General features: G+C 70.4%; 24 protein-coding genes. 11 read left to right on the top strand and 13 right to left on the bottom strand.

Annotated features, from left to right (window positions below; genetic code table 11):
* The first annotated feature begins 98 nt into the window (after positions 1-98).
* From Q0863_RS10390 to Q0863_RS10365, 6 genes are all read left to right on the top strand, one after another.
* Complete coding sequence (locus Q0863_RS10390) at positions 99-794, top strand: hypothetical protein (RefSeq protein ID WP_298577778.1); 696 nt, start codon at positions 99-101, stop codon at positions 792-794.
* 29 nt (positions 795-823) lie between these two features.
* The gene (locus tag Q0863_RS10385; protein WP_298577777.1) at positions 824-1,261 is read left to right on the top strand and encodes a DUF2141 domain-containing protein; all 438 of its coding nucleotides are present in this window, start codon (positions 824-826) and stop codon (positions 1,259-1,261) included.
* The gene (locus Q0863_RS10380) at positions 1,258-1,833 is read left to right on the top strand and encodes a hypothetical protein (RefSeq protein WP_298577776.1); all 576 of its coding nucleotides are present in this window, start codon (positions 1,258-1,260) and stop codon (positions 1,831-1,833) included. The genes Q0863_RS10385 and Q0863_RS10380 overlap by 4 nt, the downstream gene beginning before the upstream one ends.
* A gap of 153 nt (positions 1,834-1,986) precedes the next feature.
* A complete protein-coding gene (cls, locus tag Q0863_RS10375) occupies positions 1,987-3,426 on the top strand; it encodes a cardiolipin synthase (protein WP_298577814.1) in 1,440 nt (479 codons plus the stop codon).
* 185 nt (positions 3,427-3,611) lie between these two features.
* Positions 3,612-3,890 (top strand): hypothetical protein, encoded by a 279-nt coding sequence (locus Q0863_RS10370; protein WP_298577775.1) that lies wholly within the window; start codon positions 3,612-3,614, stop codon positions 3,888-3,890.
* Between the two features lie 22 nt (positions 3,891-3,912).
* Complete coding sequence (locus Q0863_RS10365) at positions 3,913-4,668, top strand: pyridoxine 5'-phosphate synthase (RefSeq protein WP_298577774.1); 756 nt, start codon at positions 3,913-3,915, stop codon at positions 4,666-4,668.
* Positions 4,669-4,674: 6 nt separating this feature from the next.
* Here the strand turns inward: Q0863_RS10365 and Q0863_RS10360 are convergent, their stop codons facing one another.
* From Q0863_RS10360 to dnaA, 11 genes are all read right to left on the bottom strand, one after another.
* Complete coding sequence (locus Q0863_RS10360) at positions 4,675-5,079, bottom strand: biopolymer transporter ExbD (RefSeq protein WP_298577773.1); 405 nt, start codon at positions 5,077-5,079, stop codon at positions 4,675-4,677.
* A 359-nt stretch (positions 5,080-5,438) separates the two neighbouring features.
* On the bottom strand, positions 5,439-5,855 hold the full coding sequence (locus Q0863_RS10355; RefSeq protein WP_298577772.1) for a biopolymer transporter ExbD: 417 nt from the start codon (positions 5,853-5,855) through the stop codon (positions 5,439-5,441).
* A 15-nt stretch (positions 5,856-5,870) separates the two neighbouring features.
* Positions 5,871-6,299 carry a biopolymer transporter ExbD gene (locus Q0863_RS10350; protein WP_298577770.1) on the bottom strand — a complete coding sequence of 143 codons (429 nt, stop codon included), beginning with the start codon at positions 6,297-6,299 and terminating at the stop codon, positions 5,871-5,873.
* A 26-nt stretch (positions 6,300-6,325) separates the two neighbouring features.
* Entirely contained in the window at positions 6,326-7,066 is a 741-nt protein-coding gene (locus Q0863_RS10345; protein WP_298577769.1) for a MotA/TolQ/ExbB proton channel family protein, read from the bottom strand.
* Positions 7,067-7,138: 72 nt separating this feature from the next.
* The gene (locus Q0863_RS10340; RefSeq protein WP_298577768.1) at positions 7,139-7,807 is read right to left on the bottom strand and encodes an energy transducer TonB; all 669 of its coding nucleotides are present in this window, start codon (positions 7,805-7,807) and stop codon (positions 7,139-7,141) included.
* 138 nt (positions 7,808-7,945) lie between these two features.
* Complete coding sequence (locus Q0863_RS10335) at positions 7,946-9,160, bottom strand: tetratricopeptide repeat protein (protein ID WP_298577767.1); 1,215 nt, start codon at positions 9,158-9,160, stop codon at positions 7,946-7,948.
* Between the two features lie 86 nt (positions 9,161-9,246).
* Positions 9,247-10,038 (bottom strand): M48 family metallopeptidase, encoded by a 792-nt coding sequence (locus tag Q0863_RS10330; RefSeq protein WP_298577766.1) that lies wholly within the window; start codon positions 10,036-10,038, stop codon positions 9,247-9,249.
* A gap of 157 nt (positions 10,039-10,195) precedes the next feature.
* Positions 10,196-12,643 carry a DNA topoisomerase (ATP-hydrolyzing) subunit B gene (gyrB, locus tag Q0863_RS10325; RefSeq protein ID WP_298577764.1) on the bottom strand — a complete coding sequence of 816 codons (2,448 nt, stop codon included), beginning with the start codon at positions 12,641-12,643 and terminating at the stop codon, positions 10,196-10,198.
* Positions 12,644-12,787: 144 nt separating this feature from the next.
* Positions 12,788-13,882 (bottom strand): DNA replication/repair protein RecF, encoded by a 1,095-nt coding sequence (gene recF / locus Q0863_RS10320; protein ID WP_298577762.1) that lies wholly within the window; start codon positions 13,880-13,882, stop codon positions 12,788-12,790.
* Between the two features lie 115 nt (positions 13,883-13,997).
* Entirely contained in the window at positions 13,998-15,098 is a 1,101-nt protein-coding gene (gene dnaN / locus Q0863_RS10315; RefSeq protein WP_298577761.1) for a DNA polymerase III subunit beta, read from the bottom strand.
* 1,119 nt (positions 15,099-16,217) lie between these two features.
* The gene (gene dnaA / locus Q0863_RS10310; protein ID WP_298577760.1) at positions 16,218-17,552 is read right to left on the bottom strand and encodes a chromosomal replication initiator protein DnaA; all 1,335 of its coding nucleotides are present in this window, start codon (positions 17,550-17,552) and stop codon (positions 16,218-16,220) included.
* A 214-nt stretch (positions 17,553-17,766) separates the two neighbouring features.
* Between dnaA and rpmH the strand changes: the two genes are divergently transcribed.
* From rpmH to Q0863_RS10285, 5 genes are all read left to right on the top strand, one after another.
* Positions 17,767-17,907 carry a 50S ribosomal protein L34 gene (rpmH, locus tag Q0863_RS10305; RefSeq protein WP_027070414.1) on the top strand — a complete coding sequence of 47 codons (141 nt, stop codon included), beginning with the start codon at positions 17,767-17,769 and terminating at the stop codon, positions 17,905-17,907.
* Between the two features lie 53 nt (positions 17,908-17,960).
* Positions 17,961-18,395, top strand: a complete 435-nt coding sequence (gene rnpA / locus Q0863_RS10300) for a ribonuclease P protein component (RefSeq protein ID WP_298577759.1) — start codon at positions 17,961-17,963, stop codon at positions 18,393-18,395.
* A 13-nt stretch (positions 18,396-18,408) separates the two neighbouring features.
* On the top strand, positions 18,409-20,118 hold the full coding sequence (gene yidC, locus Q0863_RS10295; RefSeq protein ID WP_298577758.1) for a membrane protein insertase YidC: 1,710 nt from the start codon (positions 18,409-18,411) through the stop codon (positions 20,116-20,118).
* 58 nt (positions 20,119-20,176) lie between these two features.
* Entirely contained in the window at positions 20,177-21,520 is a 1,344-nt protein-coding gene (gene mnmE / locus Q0863_RS10290; RefSeq protein WP_298577757.1) for a tRNA uridine-5-carboxymethylaminomethyl(34) synthesis GTPase MnmE, read from the top strand.
* A gap of 187 nt (positions 21,521-21,707) precedes the next feature.
* On the top strand, positions 21,708-22,751 hold the full coding sequence (locus Q0863_RS10285) for an energy transducer TonB (RefSeq protein WP_298577756.1): 1,044 nt from the start codon (positions 21,708-21,710) through the stop codon (positions 22,749-22,751).
* A 97-nt stretch (positions 22,752-22,848) separates the two neighbouring features.
* On the opposite strand, the gene Q0863_RS10280 is transcribed toward Q0863_RS10285, so the two are convergent.
* Both Q0863_RS10280 and Q0863_RS10275 read right to left on the bottom strand, forming a co-directional pair.
* Positions 22,849-24,018: an ABC transporter permease gene (locus Q0863_RS10280; RefSeq protein ID WP_298577755.1), complete on the bottom strand. Its 1,170-nt coding sequence runs from the start codon at positions 24,016-24,018 to the stop codon at positions 22,849-22,851.
* Complete coding sequence (locus tag Q0863_RS10275; RefSeq protein WP_298577754.1) at positions 24,015-24,773, bottom strand: ATP-binding cassette domain-containing protein; 759 nt, start codon at positions 24,771-24,773, stop codon at positions 24,015-24,017. Before Q0863_RS10275 ends, Q0863_RS10280 begins: the two co-directional genes overlap by 4 nt.
* Between the last annotated feature and the right edge of the window lie 61 nt (positions 24,774-24,834).

The raw sequence follows: 24,834 nt of genomic DNA, 5'->3' as shown, positions 1-24,834 counted from the left end.
CAGAAAGTGACTTCCGGCACCCCGGATCGATGACACCCGGCACTGCGGCCGCGGCCCCGCGCACAGCATGCTGGCCGTCCCGCCGCAGAGGTGCCGCCATGACCGGTTCCACCAGCTTCGTCGTCATGCACGTCGCCGCCGGCACCTTCGCGCTGGGCACGTTCTGGCTGTCGGCGATGTTGCGCAAGGGCAGCGGGCCCCACCGGCTGTGCGGCCGCGTCTACCTGCTGGCCATGGTGCTGGTGGTGGCGAGCGGCGTTCCGCTCACGCTCGCACGCCTGGCCGCCGGGCAACTGGCCGGCGCAGCCTTCCTGGGCTACCTGCTGCTCCTGGTGGGCACCTCGGTGTGGCTGTCGTGGCGCGCGATCCGCGACCGGCCGCATCCGGCACGCTATCTGGGCCCGACCTACCTCGCCCTGGCGATGGCCAACCCGCTGGCCGGGCTGGCGGTGCTGTGGCTGGGCCTGGATCGCGGCCAGCCGCTGCTCGCCGGATTCTCGCTCGTCGGGATCCTCACCGGCGTGGACATGCTGCGCCGCCGGCGGATCATCCCGACCCTTCCGCGCTGGTGGCTGCAGGAACACTACGGCGCGATGGTCGCCAATGGCGCCGCCACCCATGTCGCGTTCCTGTCGATCGGCCTGCCGCGGCTGGTCCCGGCGCTGCAGGGGCCGGTGTGGTTCTACCTGGCCTGGTTCGGACCGGTGCTGCTGGCCGTGGCGGCGCGGCTCTGGCTGGACCGACGCTACCGCATGGCGTCGCCACCCCGCGGCGCACGGATCGTGCCCGCCTGACTCACCTTCCCCACTGTCGGAGCCCCTCCATGGATCCATCGCGCCGCCTGCGGCCGCTGCTGCTCGCGCCCCTGCTCGCCACCGCGGTGGCCGTGCCCGCGTTCGCGGTCGAACTGGTCGTGGACATCGAGCGCGTCGGCGCCCAGACCGGAAGGTTGACGGTCTTTCTCTACGATTCCGCGGAGGCCTGGGACCACCAGCGCGATGCACTGCGGATGCAGCGTGCCTACCCCGACGGCAGCGACCGGCTGCAGGTGCGCTTCGACGGCCTGAAGGCGGGCCGCTACGGGGTGATGGTGCTGCACGACAAGGACGGCAACCGCAGGTTCGACGTCGGGCCCCTTGGCATCCCCAGGGACGATTACGGGTTCTCCAACAACCCCACCGTGTTCTCGCGCCCCGGCTTCGACCGCATCGCTTTCGAGTTGCCGGTGCAGGGCGGTCGCGTCACCGTACGCATGAAGTGAACGACGAGGCTCGCACGCTGCACCGGCTCGCATGGGGATGGATGGTGCTGGGTGCGCTGGCGCTCTCGGCCGGCACGCTGTTGTCGGCGGCAGCGTGGCAGTTCTACCGCGAAAGCACGCACACGCCGGGTGTGGTCGTCGCACACCAGGGTCGTGCCGGCGGCACCCGCGACCTGGGTGGGCGTTACGTGAGCTCGAACGTGGTGCCCGTCGTCGCCTACCGCGGTGCCGGCGGCCTGAGGGCTCGCGTCGTCGGCAGCTTGCCCAGGGACGAAACGAAGGCGCCGCCCATCGGTGGTGCGCTGGCGGTCCGCTACCGTGTGCTGCCCGATGGCACGACGCACGCGCGCATCGATTCTGCCTTCGAGATCGCGGGTATCCCGGCGCTGCTGCTCCTGTCCGGCGCCGGTCTGGCGGCCGTCGGTTGGTACGCGCGGCGGGTGGCGCTGGGCCGGCAGCCTGGGTCTCTGGGCCCGCGCCATCCCGGCATGGAAGACTGGGACCGGGTGCAACGCACCGCCGCCCTGCGCGCTGGATCGCCGGCACGACGCGGGCGCAGGGATGACGGATAGCTTCGCCTGTGCCTGCTGGCGCCGGGCCTGGCGCGGTTTCATGCGCTGGCGTCCCGTGGCCGCGCGGGCCTGCACATGCTTCCGCCATCGTCGGCATCCCGCTAGCCTAGTTCCGGGCGTCGCAGCCGCAGCGACGACGGAAGCGCCGTGCCGATTCTCGACCTCCTACGCCAGGGCTGGGACGCGCTCGCCTCGGTGCCGCACCTGCGCCTGTACCTGACCCTGGGCTGGGCGCTGTACATGCTGCTGCTGGGCGGCTGGATCATCCTGCAGAAGCGCGAGCCGGTGGCGACCGTGAGCTGGCTGCTGGGCCTGGCGCTGCTGCCGTACGTGGGCTTCCTCGTCTACCACGTGTTCGGCCCGCAGAAGATCGAACGCCAGCGGCTGCGCCGGGCGCGCGTGCGCGGCGAACTGCCCGCGCAGGCGCTGGCGGAAAACGAGGAGGTGGCCGAGCTGGCGCGCATGGTACGCACGGCCACCGGCCTGCCGATGACCACCGCCAGCGACGTGCGCCTGCTGGTGGACGGCGCGGCCAAGTACGACGCGCTCATCGCCGACATCGCCCGCGCGCGCGAACACATCCACCTCGAGTACTACATCTGGCATCCGGACGGGAGCGGGACCGCGCTGCGCGACGCGCTGGTCGAACGCGCCCGTGCCGGGGTCAAGGTGCGGCTGCTGGTCGATGCGCTGGGCGGGGCCCGCTGCCAGCGCTTCTTCGCCAGCCTGGTCGAGGCCGGCGGCGAGCTGGCGTGGTTCCACCCCACCCGGTTCGGCCGCATCTGGCAACGGCCGTGGACCAACCTGCGCAACCACCGCAAGATCGTCGTGATCGACGGCCGCATCGGCTACACCGGCGGCATGAACATCACCGACGACCAGAACGACCGGCTCAATGCCGCCGCCTACCGCGACCTGCACCTGCGCGTGGAAGGCAACCTGGTGCGGGCGCTGCAGCTGGTGTTCGTCGAGGACTGGGCCTACGCCACCGGCGAGCGCGACTTCATCGGCGACGTGGTCCGGCAGACCCCGCTCCTGCCGCGCGGCGAGGTCTGCGCGCAGGTGATCACCTCCGGTCCCGACACGCACTGGGAGGCGATCCACCGCGCCCACGTGGGCGCCATCCACGGCGCCCGCGAGCGCGTCTGGCTGGTGACGCCGTATTTCGTGCCGGGCGAGGCGGCGATGATGTCGCTGACCTCGGCCGCGCTGGCCGGGCTGGACGTGCGCCTGCTGGTGCCGCGCATGAGCGACTCGCGGCTGGTGACGCTGGCCGCGCGGTCCTACTTCGGTCCGCTGCTGGTGGCCGGGGTCAAGGTCTACGAGTACGGGCCGCGCATGCTGCACACCAAGGCGCTGCTGGTGGACCAGAGCACGGTGCTGATCGGCAGTGCCAACTTCGACCATCGCAGCTTCCGGCTCAACTTCGAGGTGTCGGTGCTGTTCGACGACGCGCAGCTGGGCGCGGCGCTGGCGCAGCTGATCGAAGTCGAACTCGCCAGCGCCCCGCGCGTGCGCCAGGGCCGCCATCGCGGCCTGCTCGGCGCGCGGCTGCCCGAGGCCCTCGCCCGGTTGATGTCGCCGCTGCTCTAGACGCGCCGGCTCGGGGCGCGGTCTCCCCGGCGTCGGCAGCGCTTGCACCACAGCCCGGCCCACTGCCCTGCGCTGGTCGCGGGCGGGCGGCGGCCCGCGACCAGCGGCCGCGGCGGATGGCCCAACGGCATGCCGGCGCAACGGTTGGCGTTAGACTGGCGGCTCGTCCGCAGCGGAGCCTGCCCATGCCCTGGTTGTTCCTGTTGCTCGCGATCGCCGCGCTCGCGATCGCCTTCATGACCTCGTCCATGGCACTGGTGGCGATCTGCCTGGTCGCGGCGCTGGTGCTGCTTTGCCTGTGGATCCTGGGACTGCTGTCGCAGCGGATCGATACCCAGAGCCGCGACGACAGCCAGATGCTCGACCCGCGCGAACTGCAGCGCCTGCGCGAGCTGGCCGAAGCGCGCCGCGCGGCCGCCGCGGGCGTCGCGCCGGCCACCGCCGACGAGCCGCAGGCGCCATGATGCGTCCGGTTCGCGGCGGCGCATGAGCTGCCGCCTCAGCGTCAACCTCAACAAGATCGCGGTGCTGCGCAATTCGCGCGGCGGCGGCGATCCCGACATGCTGCGCGCCGCCCGCACCTGCCTGGATGCCGGCGCGCACGGCATCACCGTGCACCCGCGCCCCGATGCCCGCCACACCCGCCACGACGACGTGCTGGCGCTGGCCGACCTGTGCCGTGCACGGGGCGTCGAGTTCAACCTGGAGGGCAATCCCTTCGCCCCGCCGCGCGAAGGCTATGCCGGCTTCATGGCCCTGTGCGAACGGGTGCGCCCGGCCCAGGCGACCCTGGTCCCCGACGCCGACGCGCAGCTCACCTCCGACCACGGCTTCGACTTTGCCCGCGACGGCGATGCGCTGCGGCCGCTGGTCGCCCGGCTCGGCACGCTGGGCTGCCGGGTCAGCCTGTTTGCCGACGCGAGCTGCGATGTCGCGCACGCGGCCGCGATCGGCGCCGATCGCATCGAGCTGTATACCGGCCCCTGGGCCGAAGCGTTTGCCGCGGGCCGCGGCGCCGGGGCCCTGCCCGCCTTCGCGGACACTGCCCGGGCCGCCCGCGCGGCAGGTCTCGGCGTCAATGCCGGCCACGACCTCAGCCAGGCCAACCTGGGCGCCTTTCTCGCCGCGGTGCCCGAGGTGGAGGAAGTGTCGATCGGCCACGCCCTGATCGGCGAGGCCCTGTACGAGGGCCTCGCCACCACGGTCTCGCGCTACCTGGCCATCATCGACGGCGCCGGCTGAGCCGGCTTACTGTCGCAGGAAGCCGATCCGCTGCAGGCCGGCGTTCTCCGCCGCCGCCAGGACCTGCACGACCGCCTGGTAGTCGGCGTCGCCGGCGGCATCGATCTGCAGCATCGCCTGGTTGCGCCGTCGCGCCTCGTCCTGCATCCGCGCCTGCAGCTGGCTGCGGTCGGCCTCCTCGCCATTCCAGAACAGCTGCCCGGATGCGGCGATCCGCAGCGTCACCGGAGGCGGCGGCACTTCGTCCGGCGCCGGGCCGGCCTGCGGCAGGGTCAGGTCGACCTGCTGCGACAGGGCCGGGGCGGTGACCATGAAGATGATCAGCAGCACCAGCAGCACGTCGCACAGCGGGATGATGTTGATCTCGGCCATCGCGGGCGTCCCGCGACCGGCCTGGTGGGCGAATGCCATGACGCACCTCCTGACGGAATGGATGCGCCCCCGACGCTACGCCGGCCCGCGGCGCGCCGCAAGCGCCGCGAGCGGGCGCACGCATCCGCACGGAGGGCGGAGTCCACGTGGAACGCTGCGCGGCCGGCAGCGCTGTCCGGAAACCTGCCGGAAGAGTCCGGCACGGCCGACCGACCAGCTCCGGATCGCGCCGACAGCGAGACGCGAGGTTGAAGATCTGGCGCGACGCGACCCCACCCGGCCCGGCCGAACCCGCGGGCGCGCCTGGCGCCGGACAAAAAAACGCCGCCCGGTGGGCGGCGTTGAAGCTGTTGCGGTAAGCGGCCGGCGCGCTGCAGGCGACGCCGGACGGTCGTGCGCTACTTCTTGACGAAACCGATCTTCTGCATGTGCGCGTTCTTGGCCGAGGCGAGCACCTTGGCCAGCACGCCGTACTCCGCATCCTCGCTCATGTCGATCTCCAGCGTGGGCTGGTTGGCGACATCGCGCTGGACCTCGGCATCCATCATGGCGCGCAGCGCCGACACCGGGGTCGGGCTGTCGTTCCAGTAGATGGTGCCGCCGGCGTCGATCCGCAGGCGGATCGGCTCGGGCGGATCCTGCGGATTGGCCGGCGGGTTCAACGAGCGCTGCGGCAGGTCGATGTCGATCGGGTAGGACACCTGCGGCGCGGTGACCATGAAGATGATCAGCAGCACCAGCATGATGTCGCACAGCGGGATGATGTTGATTTCGGCCATCGGCGCGCCGTCACCACCACCGGATGAAAAAGCCATCGTGCGTTCTCCCGATCAGTTCTTTTCGCGGGCCGAGACGAAGCCCACCTTGCGCATGCCCTTCTGCTGCGCAAGGGTCACCACTTCGTTGACGGTCCTGTACGGCGTGGTGGCATCGCCACGCACGTTGACGGCCGGCTGCGGCGTCTTCTGCGCTTCCACCGCCAGCGTGCTGTCGAGCAGGTCCATCGTCACCGGCTGGTCGTTGAGGTAGAGGTCGCCGTTGGACGTGATCGCGACGGTCAGCGGAGGCGCCGGAGGCGCCTCGCTGGGACGTTCGTCGAGATTGGCCTGCGGCAGGTCGACCTTCACCTTGTGCGCCATCAGCGGCGCGGTGACCATGAAGATGATCAGCAGCACCAGCATGACGTCCACCAACGGCACGATGTTGATCGTGGCATTGACGTTGTCGTGGCCGCCGTCACCGCCTGAACTGAAGGCCATGTCGGATCTCCGTCAGTCTGAGTCGATCAGCGATTTTCGCCGACGCGTGCGCCGGTGGCGAAGAAGTCGTGCAGATCGTGGGCGAAGGTGTCGAGCTTGTTGTTCACGCCGCGGTTGAGGCGGACGAAGAAGTTGTAGCCCAGCACCGCCGGGATCGCGACCGCAAGACCGATGGCCGTCATGATCAGCGCCTCGCCCACCGGACCGGCGACCGCGCCGATGTCGGCCTGGCCGGTGGCACCGATGCGGATCAGGGCGTTGTAGATGCCCCACACCGTACCGAGCAGGCCCACGAACGGTGCGGTCGCACCGACGGTGGCGAGCACGGTCAGGCCGGCTTCCAGGCCCAGCGATTCGCGGGTCACCGCCTGGCGCAGGGCCCGGTCGACGAACTCGGAGCGGCTGAGCGATTCGGCCAGGCGCGAAGCGTCATGGCGCTGGTGGTGCGCGGCGGCCTGGGCGGCATCGAGCGCGACCTTGGAGAACGGCTCGCTGCGCGGCTGCTCTTCCATGTAGCGGATGGCGTCCTGCGCGTTCGGGGTTTCCCAGAACGTGGCGATGACACGGTCGGAATTCTTCTTCAGCCGGATGTGCTTGAAGAAGTTGTAGATGATCCAGTAGATCGAGAGCACCGACATGAGGATCAGCACGATGAACACGATCCAGTTGACCACTGTCATGTGTTCGATCAGGTTCGCGAAGCCCATCTGGGTCAGTGCTTCGGCGTTGCCTCCGGTCGATGGGGCGGCGGTGGTTTCCTGCAGCATGACGCTTACCTTTTTGAATGTTGTTGAAGTGTAGGAGTGGAACGGTGTAACGCGGAAGGTGTTACGTGACGATCAGCCGCCGAGGTTGAAGTCCACCGGCACGCGCACGCGGCCGGCGGCCGGCTGGCCATTGACGATCGAGGGGTTGAACCGCCAGCGGCGCGCGGCCTGCATCGCGGCGCGGTCGAGGTCGCGGTTGCGGCTCGACTTCTCCACCGACACGTTGGTGACGTTGCCGTTCGCGTCGACGTCCACGACCAGGATCACGGTGCCCTGGATGCCGGCGCGCAGGGCGGACGGCGGGTACTGCGGCGGGTTCATGTTCCTGGAGGAGATGTCCACGCTGGCACCGATGTCGGGCGTCGCCTGCGGCGGCGCGGGCGGGGCCGGCGGCGGCGCGGGCGTGTCGACCGGCGACGGCTCGTCGAACACCACCGGCGGCTCTTCGGGCGGCGGCGGCAGCGGCGAAGGCTGCGGCGGCACCAGCTCCTTGATCGGCGTGGGCTTCGGCGGTTCCGGCGGCGGCGGCGGAGGCGGCGGAGGCGGCGGCGGCGGCTCGATGATCACCACGCGGGTGGCATCGTCGTCCGGCCGTTCGGCCTGGGGCGGAGTGGCGGGCGCCAGCAGCAGCAGCAGGGCCGCGGCGTGGATCGCCACCACCAGGGTGAATCCGGCGATTCGCGCCCAGTCCAGACCTTCGTCTTCGTCTTTCTTGTCGGCGGTCGGCAAGCGTTCGGTCATGCGTTGAACTCAAGTCTGGCCGGACGCCGCGCGTCCGGGGTCATGTCGTATCCGCTGCCGGCTTTTCGGCGACGGGAATTTCCAAGCTTATACCAATCCATGGGCGCGATACCAACCGGTTTCCTACGTGACGAAGGCTCAGTTGTTCCGGGCAAGAATGCGCTTGGCCTCGTCCGGATTGCGGACGCCCTTGTCAAGTGCCGACTGGGCGGCCTGCTTGGCTTCCGCCAGCCGTCCCTCGTTGGCCAGGAGCTTGGAAAGGTTGAGCCAGGTCTCGCCGGTCGGCGCCAGCGGCGCCGCTTTCTGGTAGGCGCCGATGGCCTGGTCGATCTGCTGCGGCTCGCCGAAATAATAGGCCTGCGCGAGGGCGACGTAGGTCTGGTAGTCGGGCTTGAGGATGTTCTTGGACAGGCCCTCGTTGATGATCTCGATGGCCTTGGCCTGGGCATCGTCCATGCTCAGGTAGGAGGCCATCAGGTTGCGGTATTCGCGCTCCTCGGTGAGCTCGCCCCTGGCGCGCAGCGCCTCCAGCACCGCCGCCGCCTTGTCGTACTGGTCGGTCTGCAGGTAGGTGGCGACGAGATTGAGCTGCGAGCGCTTGTCGTCGGGCGTGGCGGCGGCGATCTGCTCGGCCAGCCTGGCCGCTTCGGCGCCCTGGCCAGACTCGGCATAGGCCGCCATCAGCAGCTGCTGGTACTCGGGCTTGGCGTCGGGCGAGTCGACCAGCGGGCGCAGCGCCGCGATCGCCTCGGGGTAGCGTTCCAGGCGCAGCAGCACGTTGCCCTTGAGCGCGGCGATGGCCGGATCCTGGGTGCGCGTCTCGGCCTGCAGGCGATCGATGGTGGCGAGCGATTCGGCGTAGCGCTCGTCCTGCGCGTGCAGCTGGGCGACGATGTTCATCACCTCGTAGTGGTCGTCGTTCTTGAGCCCGTCGAACTGCAGGGCACGTTGGAAGTAGTCCAGCGCCTTGGCGTCGTCATGCCCGATCAGGCCGGCGCCGGCGATGCGCGCGGCCATGGACTTGTCGTAGCCGTTCGATTTCTCGTCGGCGATGATCTCGTCGGCCAGGGTCCGGGTCTTCTCCAGGTCCTGCGCCTCGTAGGCCTCGGACAGCTTGTTGAGCCGCGTGCCGGCCGAGCGCGAGGCCTTGGCCTCGGGCTCCTCGCGGGTGGCGTCGGGATAGCGCGGCTCGGACTTGCCCGCCTCGCCACGCGCTTCGTTCTTCTTCGCGCGCTCGGCCCGGCGCTCCTCGGCACGGGTCGTGCCCTGCGCCATCGCGGCGGTGGTGGCCAGCATCAGGCCGGTGGCCAGCATCGCGGTCAGCAGGCGGGTCGGAAGGATCGTCTTGGGCATGGGTCTCACCTTGATTCATGCGCCAGGGGCGCAAGGGCTGGAAAGGATGTCGCGAAGAAGGGTCGCGCGGGAAGCCCCGCGGGAGGTCAGCCGCAGCTGGGACGGCGTCCGGCGGCGCGCGCCTGTTCCCAGGTCGGCACCAGCTGGTTGGCGCGCACCTGCAGTTCGGAGATCCGGCTCTGCGGATCCGGGTGCGTGGACAGCCACTGCGGCGGACGGTTGCCGCCGGCGCCGATCATGTTCTGCCACAGCGCGACGGCCGCGCGCGGATCGAAGCCGGCCTGCGCCATCATCCGCTGGCCGACCACGTCGGCCTCGGTTTCCTGCGCGCGCGAGCCGGGCAGCAGGAAACCGGTCTGCGCCAGGATGCTGCCGCCCTGGGTGGCCAGCTGGCCGTAGTCGCCGGCGAGCGCGCCGATCAGCTGGACCGCACCGGAGGCGCCCATCTGGCGGGTGATGCGCTCGTCATGATGGCGCTCGACCACGTGGCCGATCTCGTGGGCGACCACCGCCGCCAGCTGGTCCTGGTTCTTGGCCACGGCAAACAGGCCGGTGTTGATGCCCACCTTGCCACCCGGCAACGCGTAGGCGTTGGGCTCCTTCTCGGCAAAGACCGCGCTCTCCCAGGCGAAGGCGCGCTGGTCGGCCGGCAGCTGCCGCACCAGCGCGTCGACCACGCAGCGCACGTAGCGGTTCTGCCGCGCGTCGTTGCTGAGCGGCCCCTTCTGCTTGGCCTCGGTGAAGGCCTGCGCGCCAAGCTGGTTGAGCTGCGCCTGCGAGACCCCGCCCACGTACTGGGTACGCCCGGTGGACGAGGTGGTGGTGGCACACGCCGCAAGTGATGCGACGATGACCAGCGCTGCGATGGTGTGCCTCATGTGGGGGACCCCTGCGGTTCGCCGCGAGTGTGGCGGCGGGCATCTTAAGTTTTCGTCAACCCGGCGACGGCGGCGGGCCGACGGCGGGCAGGCTGCGCAGGGTCCCTTGCGCATGGCCGGGCGGACGTGGACGGTCCGCGCGGCGGCACGGCCGCCGCTAGATGTCGAGGTTGGACACCTTCAGCGCATTGTCCTCGATGAAGGCGCGGCGCGGTTCCACCACGTCGCCCATCAGGGTGCTGAAGATCTGGTCGGCCGCCACCGCGTCCTCGATCCGCACCTGCAGCAGGCGCCGGGTCTCGGGATTGACGGTGGTGTCCCACAACTGCTCCGGGTTCATCTCGCCCAGGCCCTTGAAGCGCTGGATCTGGCGACCCTTCTTGGCCTCTTCCAGCAGCCAGGCCTGCGCCTGGGCGAAGCTGGTGATCGCCTGCGCGCGGTTGCCGCGCAGGATCTGCGCACCTTCGCGCACCAGGCCGTGCAGCAGCGCCGCGGCCTCCTTGAGCGCGCGCAACTCGCCACCCTCGAAGGCCGACAGCGGCAGCACCTGGATCGCTTCCACACCCATGTGCCGGCGCCTGGCGATCAGCGCCGCGGGACGATCCTCGCGCGCCGGCTGCCATTCCAGCGCATAGCGCGGACGGCCCAGCCCCTCGCGGTTGAGGCGCGTTTCCAGCACATCGAGCTCATGACGCTCGTCGGTGTTGGCGCTGAGCGCTTCGGGATCGAGCGGGGTGAAGTCGATCAGGGCCTCGAGCACCAGCGGATCGTAGCGGTGCGCATTGCGCGCGATCGCCTCGCGCGCGCCGGCATAGGCCAGCAGCAGCTTCTCCAGCGCCGCGCCCTCGATCGGCGGCTCGCCGGTCGCCGGCACCAGCGCCGCGCCCTCGACCGCGTTGCCTGCGAGGTAGGCGTCGAGCGCCGCGTCGTCCTTGAGGTAGAGCTCGGTCTTGCCCTGCTTGATCTTGTACAGCGGCGGCAGCCCGATGTAGATGTGGCCGCGCTCGAGCAGCTCGGGCATCTGCCGGTAGAAGAAGGTCAGCAGCAGGGTGCGGATGTGCGAGCCGTCCACGTCCGCGTCGGTCATGATGATGATGCGGTGGTAGCGCAGCTTGTCCGGGTTGTACTCGTCCTTGCCGATGCCGGTGCCCAGCGCGGTGATCAGGGTGCCCACCTCCGCCGACGACAGCATGCGGTCGAAGCGCGCGCGCTCGACGTTGAGGATCTTGCCGCGCAGCGGCAGCACTGCCTGGTTCTTGCGGTTGCGGCCCTGCTTGGCCGAGCCGCCGGCCGAGTCGCCCTCGACGATGAACAGTTCCGACAGCGCCGGATCCTTCTCCTGGCAGTCGGCGAGCTTGCCCGGGAGGCCGGCGATATCCAGCGCGCCCTTGCGGCGGGTCAGGTCGCGGGCCTTGCGCGCGGCCTCGCGGGCGCGCGCGGCGTCGACGATCTTGCCGGCGATGGCCTTCGCCTCGTGGGGGTGTTCCTGCAGGAACTCCTCCAAACGTGCAGCGAACGTGCTGTCAACGACCGGCCTGACGTCGGAGCTGACCAGTTTTTCCTTGGTCTGCGAGGAAAAGCTGGGGTCGGGCACCTTCACCGACAGCACCGCGATCAGGCCCTCACGCATGTCGTCACCCGAGAAGCTGACCTTGGCCTGTTTGGCTACGCCGTTCTGCTCGATGTAATGGGTCAGGGTGCGGGTGAGCGCCGAGCGGAAGCCCTGCAGGTGGGTGCCGCCGTCCTTCTGCGGGATGTTGTTGGTGAAGCAGAACATCGTCTCCTGGTAGGAGTCGGTCCACTGCAGCGCCACCTCGACGGTGATGCCGTTCTGCTCGCCCGACACCGAGATCACGTTCGGGTGCAGCGGGGTCTTGAGCTGGGCCAGGTGCTCGACGAAGCTGGCGATGCCGCCTTCGTACTGGAACACGTCGCGACGGCCCTCGCCGCGCTCGTCCGACAGGACGATCTTGACCCCGGAGTTGAGGAAGGACAGCTCGCGCAGCCGCCGCGCCAGGATGTCGTAGTGGAACTCGACGTCGCTGAATGTCTCGGTCGAGGGCCAGAAGCGCAGCGTGGTGCCCTTGCGCGGGGACGCCTCCAGCTGCCGCAGCGGATACACCGGCTCGCCGAGCGCGTACTCCTGCTGGTGGTGGAAGCCGTCGCGCCAGATGTCGAGCATCAGCTTGGACGACAGCGCGTTGACCACCGACACGCCCACGCCGTGCAGGCCGCCGGACACCTTGTAGCTGTTGTCGTCGAACTTGCCGCCGGCGTGCAGCACGGTGAGGATCACCTCGGCCGCCGAGCGGTTTTCTTCCTTGTGGATATCGACCGGGATGCCGCGGCCGTTGTCCGAGACCGACACCGACCCGTCCTCGTGGATCGTCACCACGACCTCGTCGGCGTGGCCGGCCAGGGCCTCGTCGATCGAGTTGTCGACCACCTCGAACACCATGTGGTGCAGGCCGGTGCCGTCGTGGACGTCGCCGATGTACATGCCGGGCCGCTTGCGCACGGCCTCAAGCCCGCGCAGCACGGTGATCCGGCTGGAATCGTAGGCCTGGCTGGGGGCAGCCGCGGGGATCTGGGTTTCTTCGGTCATTCGCACCACCGTCGCGCCGCGGCGCGGCTCGGGGCCGCGCTGCACGACACTTTAGTTATTGGAACGGAAGCGCGAATTATACCGCGCCGGGGCGGCGGGCTGGGCCGGGCGCCCCGGCCCCGGCGAAGCACCGGGATCCCCGGTTCAGGCGGCCCGGATCCGCCCGTGTTCCACGTGGAACACGGCCAGCGGCCAGTCCTGCCCGCCCATCAGGACCGGCCCGGCCTCGGTTCCGGTGACGAAGACCTGGGCGCCGCTGGCACGCAGGCGATCGAGCAGACGCCCCTGGTGGTCCTGGTCCAGCTCCGAGGCGAGGTCGTCCAGCAGGAACACCGGCCAATGGCCGCGGCTGGCGGCGAAGTCCTCCGCCTGCGCCAGCAGGCAGGCCAGCGCGGTGAGCTTGGCCTGGCCGCGCGACAGGGCCTCCCCGGCGGGGCGCTGGGCATGGAGCACGCGCCAGTCCGCGCGATGCGGGCCGACCGAAGTGAAGCCGGCCGCCTGGTCGCGTTCGCGCGCCAGCAGGAGCGCGTCGGCCAACGGCAGCTGCTCGCGGCGCCAGCCGGGGCGATAGTCGAGCAACCCCTCACCGAGCTGCGGCGCCAGCGAGATCGACAGTGCGCCAAAGCGCGGCTGCAGGCGTTCGACATATTCGCGCCGGCGCTGGTCCAGCTGTTCCCCGGCGGCGGCCAGCTCCGTATCCCAGGCATCGAGCTGCGCCGCGGGCGAACGCTGCTTGAGCAGGGCGTTGCGCTGCTTCAAGGCGCGGGCATAGCGCCGCCACAGCGGGTGGAACCGGTCCTCGCCGTGTTCCACGTGGAACAAGCCCCAATCCAGGTATCGCCGGCGCGCCTCCGCGCCGGCCGTGACCAGGGCATGGCTGCCCGGCTCGAAGCTGATGGCGGCCAGGGCTGCGCACAGGTCGCCGAGCTGCTGCACCGATTCGCCGTCGAGGCGTCCGGTCCAGGACTGCCCGCCGTGGCGGAGCCCCGCGCGCCGGCGCACGTCGTTGGGTTCGGCCCATTCGGCGAAGACTTCCAGCGCCTCGGCGCCGGTGCGGACCAGGCCATCTCGCACCCGGCCACGGAAGCTGCGGCCGTAGGCCAGCAGGTGGATGGCCTCGAGCAGGCTGGTCTTGCCGGCTCCGTTGGCGCCCAGCACCAGGTTCAGCTGCGGACCCGGGCTCAGCTCCAGCGGCTCCAGGTTGCGCACTCCCGAGACAGCCAGGCGGATCAGCCGCACCGCGAGCATCCACGTTGGTGGCGGCAGCGGGCTGCGGTTTGCCCTGCCACGAAACGACTTCGCCCGGCCGAAGCCGGGCGAAGCGCAGGTTCCACGTGGAACACTGCCGCCTGCATCACAGGCGCAGCGGCATCACCACGTGCCGGCAGCGCTCGCTGGACGCCTCGCGGACCAGGGCCGACGAGTTGGCGTCGCGCAGCTGCAGCACCACCTGTTCGTCGCGCAGGGCGGACAGGGCATCGAGCAGGTAGTTGACGTTGAAGCCCACGGCCAGGCCGTCGACCTTGGTCTCGGCCTCGACCTCTTCCTGAGCCTCTTCCTGCTCGGGATTGTGCGCATTGATCCGCACCAGGCCGGGCGACATCTCCAGCCGCACGCCGCGGTACTTTTCGTTGGACAGGATCGCGGCACGCTGCAGCGAGGCGCGCAGGGCTTCGCGGTCGATCAGCACCTCGCGATCGGCGCCGATCGGGATCACCGCCTCGTAGTCCGGGAAGCGGCCGTCGATCAGCTTGCTGGTGAAGGTCACGTCGTCGCGCTTGATGCGGATGTGGTTGCGGCCCATTTCCAGCACCACGGCGCGGTCGCCGCCCTCGAGCAGGCGCTGCAGTTCCTGCACGCCCTTGCGCGGCACGATGATCTGGCGCTTGGTCGGCACCGTCTCCTCAAGCCCGGTTTCGCACAGCGCCAGCCTGTGACCGTCGGTGGCGACGCAGCGCAGGCGCTTGTCGGCCAGGTCGAACAGCAGGCCGTTGAGGTAATAGCGCACGTCCTGCTGCGCCATCGCGAAGGCGGTGCGCTCGATCAGCTCCTTGAGCGCGGTCTCGGGCACGCTGACCCGCTCGGTCGCCTCGACCTCGTCGACCGACGGGAAATCGTTGGCCGGCAGGCTGGACAGGGTGAAGCGGCTGCGCCCCGCCTGCACGGTGATCTTGTCGCCCGACTGGCTGAGGGTGACCTTGCTGCCGTCGGGGAGGGCGCGAACGATGTCGAACAGCTTGCGCGCCGGGATCGTGGTCTCGCCGTCCTGGGCGTCGTCGACCGCGACCCGCGAGACCATCTCGACCTCGAGGTCGGTGCCGGTCAGTGACAGCTGGCCGCCCGAGACCTGGGTCAGCAGGTTGGCCAGGACCGGCAGGGTCTGGCGCCGCTCGACGACGTTGACCACTTGCGCGAGCGGTTTCAGGAGGGCTTCGCGTTGCAGGCTGAAACGCATGCGTTGGGTTCCTGTAGCAATGCTTTTAAACGGTAAGAACTTAAAAAGCGGTGGTGCTGGGGGGCCTGCACAACGGGAACAACTCTACAACTTGTTGTTTTCGCTGGATTTTTCAGGGGTCATCGGGTGTGGACAAACAACATGGCCGGAGGGGAGCAAGCTGTGGATGGTTTGTCCCCCTCGAGCTTGTCCACAGCTTGTGCGCCTGCTGTCCACGGACACCACAACATCTAGTGTAGCGAAGGTTTCAGGGCGCGGGGCGGCGGCTTCTGCACAGGTCGGAGGCGGTCGCTGCGAGCCGGTGGGAGGGGTGGCGAGGGGTCGGGCGCGGGAGGATCCCCAGCGCAGGCAAGCGAGCCCCCAGGCGGGCGGGGCGGCAGAGCAATGCCTGCGGATGCGGCCATCTCCGACGATCAGCACGAGGTTGCGGGCGGAGTCTCGTGCGCACGGATGTCCGTCGGTGTGCCGTCGACCTGCGACATGCCGGCCCGGGTGCCGGCCTCGATCACGCCAGGCCCGGCGTTGACGTAGGGATCGCACCCGGGGATCGTGCGCGCCCGGCAGGGCGAACAGCCCGTCGACCATCCGCGTGCAGCGATCGTGCTGCTGTAACCCCGGAAAATGTGCTCGCCGGTCACCAGCACGCTGGCCGCGCGCGCGCGTACGGGATGCCGTGGAAGAGGCGCACGTCGTGTGGCAGCAGCGCGGCGCGGCCTGGGCTGCGACAGGGGGCGTGGGGCGGGGCGACCGCGGCCAGCGCGTCGGCCGCGACCGGCGCAAGTTCCTGCGATGGAGGGACGTGTGCCGGGGCTGCTTTCGGACCGGCGGGACTACGTCGCGTGCCTCGCACGAAGCCCGGAAACGCGCGCTGCCGACCGGCAGCCGCACGCCGCCACGGCACGGTCCGCGAACGGCCCCTTGCGGTGCGGACGGAACGCCTTCGACCACGGGCGCATGGCGCCGGCGGGACGGTCCGTCTACTCGCTCAGCTTGCGGATGAGCTTGTCCCTCGCTGCCAACCGCGCCGGAGCGCGTGCGTCATCCGACTATTCGGACAGCTTGCGGATGAGCTTGTCTTTCGCTCCCTGCCAACCGCGCCGGAGCGCGTGCGTCATCCGTCTATTCGGACAGCTTGCGGATGAGTTTATCCCAGTCCTCGCGCAGCTTGCCGTCGGTTTCCATCAGGTTGCGGATCTGGCGGCAGGCGTGCAGGACGGTGGTGTGGTCGCGGCCGGCGAAGGCGTCGCCGATCTCGGGCAGGCTGTGCTCGGTCAGCTCCTTGGCCAGGGCCATGGCCATCTGCCGCGGCCGGGCCAGCGAGCGGGTCCTGCGCTTGGACAGCAGGTCCTTCATCTGCAGGCCGTAGTAGTCGGCCACGACCTTCTGGATGTTGGGGATGCCGATCGACTGCTGCTGCGCACGCAGCAGGTCGCGCAGGGTTTCCTGGGCGAACTCGACGGTGATCGTGCGCCCGGTGAAGTTGGCGCGCGCGGCCAGCGAATTGAGCGCGCCCTCGAGGTCGCGGACGTTGCCGTGCATCTTCTTGGCCAGCAGGAAGGCGACCTCGTCGGGCACCAGCGTGCCGCGCTCGCGCGACTTGGCGAGCACGATCGCCGCGCGCGTCTCGAAGTCGGGCGGATCGATCGCCACCGACAGGCCCCAGGCCAGGCGCGACTTCAACCGCGGCTCCAGGCCTTCGACTTCGCGCGGATAGCGGTCGCAGGTCATGATGATCTGCTGGCGGCTGTCGAACAGCGTGTTGAAGGTGTGGAAGAACTCTTCCTGGGTGCGGTCCTTGCCGGCAAAGAACTGGATGTCGTCGATCAGCAGCGCGTCGATCTGGCGGAACTGGCGCTTGAACTGGTCGGACGTCTTCTCCTGGATCGAGCGGAAGAACGCGCTGTAGAACTCCTCCGAGCGCAGGTACAGCACGCGCGCGGCCGGATTGGCCTGGCGCATCGCGTTGCCGGCGGCGAACATCAGGTGGGTCTTGCCCAGGCCGGTGCCGCCGTACAGCAGCAGCGGGTTGTGCGCGCGGTCGCCGGGCTTGAGCGCGGCCTGCCAGGCGGCGGCGCGGCCGAGCTGGTTGCTGCGTCCCTCGACGAAGTTGTCGAAGGTGTAGTGGCTGTCCAGGTGGCCGGCGAAGGACACCATCGGCGCGGGTGTCGCGGCAGCCGGCGCGCTGGCCGCCGGACCGGCCGCCGCAACGGCCGCGGCACGCGGCAGCGAGCCGATCTCCAGCTGTACGTCGCCGCTGCCGGCGAAGTGCGCCAGCAGCTCGCGGATGCGCTGCAGGTAGCGGCTTTCCACTTCGTCGCGCACGAATGCATTGGGCGCATACAGCACGGTCCGGCTGTCGTGGCGGCGCGCCTGCAGCGGCTTGAGCCAGGTGTGCACATCCTCGGCCGGCAGTTCGGCTTCCAGGCGTTCGAGGCAGCGGGGCCAGGCATCCATAAAACGTTCGCGTCGCTGTCGTGGTGGAAAAGGAGAGCGCCCGGCGCGCGGCTGCGGCCGGTCGGCGAGGTCGAAAAGGGGAGGGCAGACTACCACCCGCCCCCGGCCGGCGCATCCGCCGGCGCCGGGTGGCGAGCGGGGCGGACTTGACCGGCGACGGGGCACGTCGCTAGAATTGCCGGTTCTTTCCGCCCGCTGCACGTCAGTACACGCCATGGCCACCAAGCGCACCTACCAGCCCAGCAACCTCAAGCGCAAGCGCGACCACGGCTTCCGTGCCCGCATGGCGACCGCCGACGGCCGCAAGATCCTTGCCCGCCGCCGTGCCAAGGGCCGCAAGCGCCTGTCGGCCTGAGCCGACGAGCTGCTGCCACCGGGTCGCATGACGGCCCGGGGCCCCACCGATCGATGACCGACGCCTGCTTCCCGAGACAGGCGCGGGTCCGCGCGAGCGCGGATTTCGACCGCATCTTCCGCGACGGCCGCCGCGTGGCGCTGCCCATGCTGGCGCTGCACTGGCTGGCCGACGGACAGGCGCCGCGCATGGGACTGGCCGTTTCGCGCAAGGTCGATCGCCGCGCGGTGGGCCGCAACCGCATCAAGCGGATCCTGCGCGACGCGTTCCGACACGACCGGGCCAGCCTCGCCGCGGGCGCGTACGTATTCGTGGCGCGGCCGCCGGCGGCTACGGCGACGTCCACCGCCCTGCGCGATGCCATGACCAGCCTGCTGCGCCGTGCCGGTGCGTTGCCGCACCCGGCCCCGGACGGCACAATGCCCGCCGCGGATTCCCGCACGGCATCCCCGCCTCCTCCCACCGCGCCGCGTCCTTCCGGCGAATGAGCCTGCCTGCCCGATGAACCAGACCCGCACCTTCCTGATCGTTGCCTGGCTGATGGTGGCGGTGCTGCTGTGGATGGCATGGAACAAGGAACAGACCGCGCCGCCGGTCCAGGAGATCGCGCAGGCCCTGCCCGCGGGCGGCAGCGCGGTCCCGGTATCGCCGCCGGCCGGCCAAGCCACCGTGCCCGGCGCGCCCGCGGTGCCGCAGGCCCCGGCCACGGGGCCGGAAAGCAGCGCCACGCCGCAGCGGGCCAGCGCGGTGCAGGTCGAGACCGACGTGCTGCGCCTGGTCATCGACGGCGGCAGCGTGTTGCGCGCCGAACTGCTGACCTACCCGCAGACCCGCGACGAGGCCAGCCCGCCGGTGCTGCTGTTCGACAGCGCCCCACAGCACTTCTATGCGGCGCAGAGCGGCTGGGTCAGCACCGCCGGCCCGGCGCCCAACCATGAGCAGGGCTTCGTGCCGGCTGGCGACGCGCGCAGCTTCAGCCTCGCGCCGGGACAGGACGAACTGGTGGTGCCGTTCGTCTGGCGCGGCCCGGACGGCGTCGAGATCCGGCGCAGCTACGTGCTGGCGCGCGGGCAGTACGCCATCACCGTGCGCGACGAGGTGGTCAACACCGGCAGCCAGCCCTGGCAGGGCTTCGCCTATCGCCAGCTGCTGCGCGGCTCGCCCGACGTCAAGCGCGGCATGACCAACCCCGAGTCGTTCAGCCTGACCGGCGCGACCTGGTACGGCGACGAGGGCGGCTATGCGCGGCGCTGGTTCACCGACTACGAAGATGGCGCGATCAACGCCACCGACAGCAACACCTGGATCGCCTTCGTCCAGCACCACTTCTTCGGCGCCTGGCTGCCGGGCGAAGCCGGCGGCGCGAAGAACGCGATCACACTCGACACCGATACCAGCAGCGGCGTGCCGCGCTACCTGATCCGCGAGATGGCCACCACGCCGGTGGTGGTCGCGCCGGGCCAGCAGGCGGTCGACAGCGCACGCCTGTGGGTCGGGCCCAAGCTGGTCGGCCAGATCAAAGCGCAGCAGGTGCCAGGCCTGGACCGCGTGGTCGACTACAGCCGCTTCTCGATCATGGCCTGGCTGGGCGAAGGCCTGTTCTGGGTGCTGGAGAAGCTGCACGGCCTGTTCGGCAACTGGGGCTGGGCGATCGTCGGCCTGGTGGTCCTGGTCAAGATCCTGCTGTTCCCGCTGGCGACCGCGCAGTACAGGTCGATGGCGAAGATGCGCAAGTTCCAGCCGCGCATGCAGCAGCTCAAGGAGCGCTACGGCGACGACAAGCAGAAGTTCCAGGTCGCCATGATGGAGCTGTACAAGAAGGAGAAGATCAATCCCGTCGGCGGCTGCCTGCCGGTGCTGCTGCAGATGCCGATCTTCTTCGCCCTGTACTGGGTGCTGCTCGAGTCGGTGGAGCTGCGGCACGCGCCGTGGATCGGCTGGATCCAGGACCTCACCGCGCGCGATCCCTGGTTCATCCTGCCGGTGATCAACATCGCGGTGTTGTGGGCCACGCAGAAGCTCTCGCCGATGACCGGCATGGACCCGATGCAGCAGCGCATGATGCAGCTGATGCCGCTGGTGTTCGGCGTCATGATGGTGTTCTTCCCGGCCGGCCTGGTGCTGTACTGGGTCACCAACGGCGGTCTGGGCCTGCTGCAGCAGTGGTACATGCTGCGCAAGTACGGCGACGCCGCGCCGTCCAAGGCCTGACGCACGCGCCGATGCCCGAAGCCCGCCGCCCGGCGGGCTTCTTCATTCCGCAGGTCCCATGAACGTCCGTTCCGCCGATACCTCCGACACCATCGCCGCGATCGCCACGCCCGCGGGCGCGGGCGGCGTCGGCATCGTGCGGCTGTCCGGCCCGGACGCGCTGGCGATCGGGCGCCAGCTGTGCGCGCTTGCGCTACGCCCGCGGCATGCCCACCACGTGCGGTTCCGCGACGGCGACGGCGACGTGCTCGACGACGGCATCGCGCTGGCCTTCGCCGCGCCGGCCAGCTTCACCGGCGAGGACGTGGTCGAACTGCAGGCGCACGGCAGCGCGCCGGTGCTGCGCCAGCTGCTCGCGCGCTGCTGCGCGCTGGGCGCGCGGATCGCGCGGCCGGGCGAGTTCAGCGAGCGCGCCTATCTCAACGGCCGTCTCGACCTGGCCCAGGCCGAGGCCGTCGCCGACCTGATCGCGGCCGGCGATGAGCGTGCCGCGCGCGCCGCCCGGCGCGCGCTCGACGGCGAGTTCTCGCAGCGCGTGGATGCGCTGGCCGAACGCCTGCTGGCGCTGCGCGTGCACGTGGAGGCGGCGATCGATTTCGCCGACGAGCCGATCGACACGCTCGGCGGCTCCGCGCTGCGCAAGGGCCTGGCCGAAGCGCGCGCGCAGCTGGACACGCTGATGGCCGCCGCCGAGCGCGGGCGCAAGCTGCGCGAGGGCCTGCATGCGGTGATCGTCGGCCCGCCCAACGCGGGCAAGAGCTCGCTGCTCAACGCGCTGGCCGGCAGCGAGCGTGCGATCGTCACCGAGATCGCCGGCACCACCCGCGACCTGCTGCACGAAACGCTGCGCATCGACGGCTTCGAACTCAACCTGGTCGACACCGCCGGCCTGCGCGAGGACGGCGACGCGATCGAGCGCGAGGGCATGCGCCGCGCGCGCGCCGAACTGCGCCGCGCCGACCTGGCGCTGGTGGTGCTGGACGCGCGCGACCCCGGCGCCGGCCTGCGCGCGGTGGCCGCCGACATCGTCGGCGTGCCGCAGCGCATCGTCGTGCACAACAAGTGCGACCTGGTGGACGCGCCGGCGCTGACCGAGGGCGCGCTCGCGGTGTCCGCCCGCACCGGCGCCGGCCTGGACCTGCTGCATGCGCGGCTGCGCGAGGCGGCCGAAGGCAACACGCCGGCCGAAGGCGCGTTCACCGCGCGCGCGCGCCACGTCGACGCCCTGCGCCGGGCCGCGCAGGCGCTGGTCGATGCCGCGGCGGTGCTGGCGCACGACCAGCTCGACCTCGCCGCCGAGGCGCTGCGCCTGGCCCACGACGCGCTCGGCGAAATCACCGGCCGGACCCTGCCCGACGAACTGCTGGGGCGGATCTTCTCCACCTTCTGCATCGGCAAGTAGCCGCCGCGGCCGCGCACGCCGGGCGCCGGCCGCGAACGCGGCGGGCGCGACCCTTTTCGCAAACCCCATCACAGTTTGCGGGCGCCTGGCCGCGCAGACTCGACGCCGGCCGCGGCGCCAGTTGACAATCGCAGCGCGCTGTCGCGTCCTAGACGTACACGGGAACCGTCTCAACAGGGGAAAATCGATGTCCACCAACACCACCGCGGGCGGCCGGAGGGGGTCGCGTCGGCTGCTGACCGGCACCGCGCTCGCACTGAGCCTGGCCGGCCTGCTGGCCTCTTGCGGAAAGGACGAGGCGCCACAGCAGGCCGCCACGCCGGCCGCGACACCGACGCCGGCCGCGGAGCAGCCGCCTGCCGAAGCGGTCTCGGCCGAAGTGGCCGCGCTCAGCTCCGAGCAACTGCGCGAGGCCGCGTCCAAGGCCTACCAGGAAAGCCGGCTGTACGCCCCCGGTGGGGACAACGCGATGGAGTACTACCTGGCCCTGCGCGACAAGGAGCCGGCCAACGCCGGCGTGTCCAGCGCGCTGGTCGACCTGCTGCCGATGACGGTGATCGCGACCGAGCAGAGCCGCGATCGCGGCGATTTCGACGAGGCCCGCCGCCTGCTGGCCCTGATCGAGAAGACCGATTCGTCCTACCCGGCGGTCGAGCGCCTGAAGACCACCATCGCCAGCGCCGAGACCGAAGCCGAGCGCCGCGCGCAGCAGGAACAGCTCACCGCCGAGCAGGAAGCCGAACGCCGCCAGCAGCTCGAGCGCGAGCGCCAGGAGCAGCAGCGCCAGGCCCAGGAACAGGCCGCGCGCGACCTGGCCGCGCAGCAGCAGCAGGCGACCCAGGAAGCGGCCCGGCAGGAAGCCGCGCGCCAGGAAGCGGCCCGCCAGGAGGCCGCGCGCCAGGAAGCGGCCCGCCAGGAAGCCGCGCGCCAGCAGGCCGCCAGCCCGTCGCCGGCCAACCGTCCGGCCGCGAGCGCCAGCGACCTGCGCGCGATCAGTACGCCGGCGCCGCGCTATCCGCCCGACGCCCTGCGCTCGGGCACGTCGGGCGAGGTGCAGGTCGAGTTCACCGTCGGCGTCGACGGCTCGGTGAGTGCGGTGCGCGTGGTCCGCGCCGATCCGCCGCGGGTGTTCGACCGCGAAGCGATCAACGCGGTCCGCCGCTGGCGCTTCGAGCCGGTGCCGGCGTCGGTCACCACCCGCCGCACCATCAACTTCAGCCCGACGCAGTAATTCGCACGGCCGTCGCGGAAAAAGAAGAAGCCCGGCATCCGCCGGGCTTCTTCGTGATGGACATACCGCTGCCGGCTCGGGCGCCGGCCGGCCTGCATCAGGCCGAGATCGCCAGCTTCTCGCGGTGGTACAGGCGCGCCGCCAGCAGCCACAGCACCAGGCCCAGGCCGAAGCCCGCGCCCATGTACACCGCCCACTCCTGAACCGGGATCGCCTCGCTGCGCACCAGCTTGAGGATCATCTGGTTCTGCGCCAGGAACGGCACCGCGAACTGCCACAGCTGGTTCTTGACCGGGTTCACCATCAGCACGATGGTCGGGATGATCGGCAGGAACATCAGCACGCTCATGTAGCTCTGCGCTTCCTTCACCGACTTCACGCTGGCCGCGATCAGGGTCAGCAGGGTGGTGCCGATCAGCACCATCGGCAGCAGCACCAGCAGCAGCTTGGCCATCACCGGCGCCGATACGTCCACCAGCTGCATCGGCCCGGGCGCCAGCTGGAACGACAGCTTCAGCGACAGCACGATCAGCAGCAGCGAAAGCATGCCGAACAGGCAGGCGGCGAGGATCTTGCCGCTCATGATCGAGGCGCGCGCGGCCGGCGTGGCCAGCAGCGGTTCGAGCGACTGCCGCTCGCGCTCGCCGGCGGTCACGTCGATCACCAGCGCCGCGCCGCCGAGGAAGCTCAGCAGGATCAGCAGGTAGGGCAGGAACGCCAGCAGCATGCCGCGCCGTGCTTCGGGCGTGGCGACGTCGCGCTGGCCCACCTGCACCGCGAACCCGGCCTCGGGGCTGACCCCGCGGTTGATCCCGCGCAGCACGCCGACGGTGCGGCTGTACTCGACCAGCACCCCGCGCAGGCGGTCGACCGGGATCTGCGAATCCTGGCGCGAACTGTCGTAGATCAGTTCCACCCGCGCCGGCCGGCTGCCGCGCCACTGCTCGCCGAAATCCGGATCGATCTTGAGCACCACGTCGAAGTCCTGCTCGCGCACCGCGCGGTCGGGATCGGCGGGCGCGGCCTGCGCCTCGATGTTGCGGCCCTTGAGGAAGGCCACCAGGTTGGGCGCGTGTTCGGCGCCGATCACCGGCAGCTCGAGCGTGGACTCGAGCTGGGTGCGCATCTTCTTCTCGGCCAGCGCGCCCATGCCCAGGATCAGCGCCGGGATCACGATCGGGCCCATGAACAGGCCCAGCGCCATGGTCTTGCGGTCGCGGAACAGGTCCAGCAGTTCCTTCTTGGCCACGGTCCAGATCGACTTCATGCGCGTGCTCCCGCGTTGGCTTCCGCTTCGAGGTCGGCAAGACGCACGAAGACGTCCTCCAGGTCGGCCAGGCCGGTCTGTTCGCGCAGCTCGTCGGGCGAGCCGATCGCGCGCACCTCGCCATGCGCGACCACCACGATGCGATCGCACAGCGCGGCGACCTCCTGCATGATGTGGCTGGAGAAGATCACGCAGCGGCCGTCGTCGCGCAGCCCGCGCAGGAAGCCGCGCAGGCCTCGCGTGGTCATCACGTCCAGGCCATTGGTGGGTTCGTCGAGGATCACGTTGCGCGGGTCGTGCACCAGCGCGCGCGCGATCGCGGTCTTGGTGCGCTGGCCTTGGCTGAAGCCCTCGGTGCGGCGGTCGAGGAAGTCCTCCATCACCAGGGTGCGCGCCATCGCCTCGGTGCGGGCGCGGATGGTCGCCTCGTCCAGCCCGTGCAGGCGGCCGAAGTAGGCGATGTTCTCGCGCGCGGTCAGGCGCTTGTAGATGCCGCGCGCATCGGGCAGCACGCCGAGCTGGCGGCGGACCGATGTGGGGTCGCGCGCCACGTCGATGCCGTCGACCTCGATGCGGCCCTGGTCGGGCGCCATCAGCGTATAGAGCATGCGCAGCGTGGTGGTCTTGCCGGCGCCGTTGGGGCCGAGCAGGCCGGTGATCTCGCCGTCGCGCGCCTCGAAGCCGACGCCCTTCACCGCGTGCACGGTGCCGGTCTTGCTCTTGAAGGATTTATGCAGGTTGTCGATGCGGATCATGGGAATGCCGTGATTGGGGATTGGGGATTCGGGATTCGAAGACGGGGCGGACGGGAACGAG

Source organism: uncultured Luteimonas sp. (assembly GCF_947492465.1).
GTDB lineage: Bacteria > Pseudomonadota > Gammaproteobacteria > Xanthomonadales > Xanthomonadaceae > Luteimonas.
The sequence above is the reverse complement of the archived record's forward strand: the minus strand, read 5'-3'. Positions and strand labels throughout refer to the sequence as shown.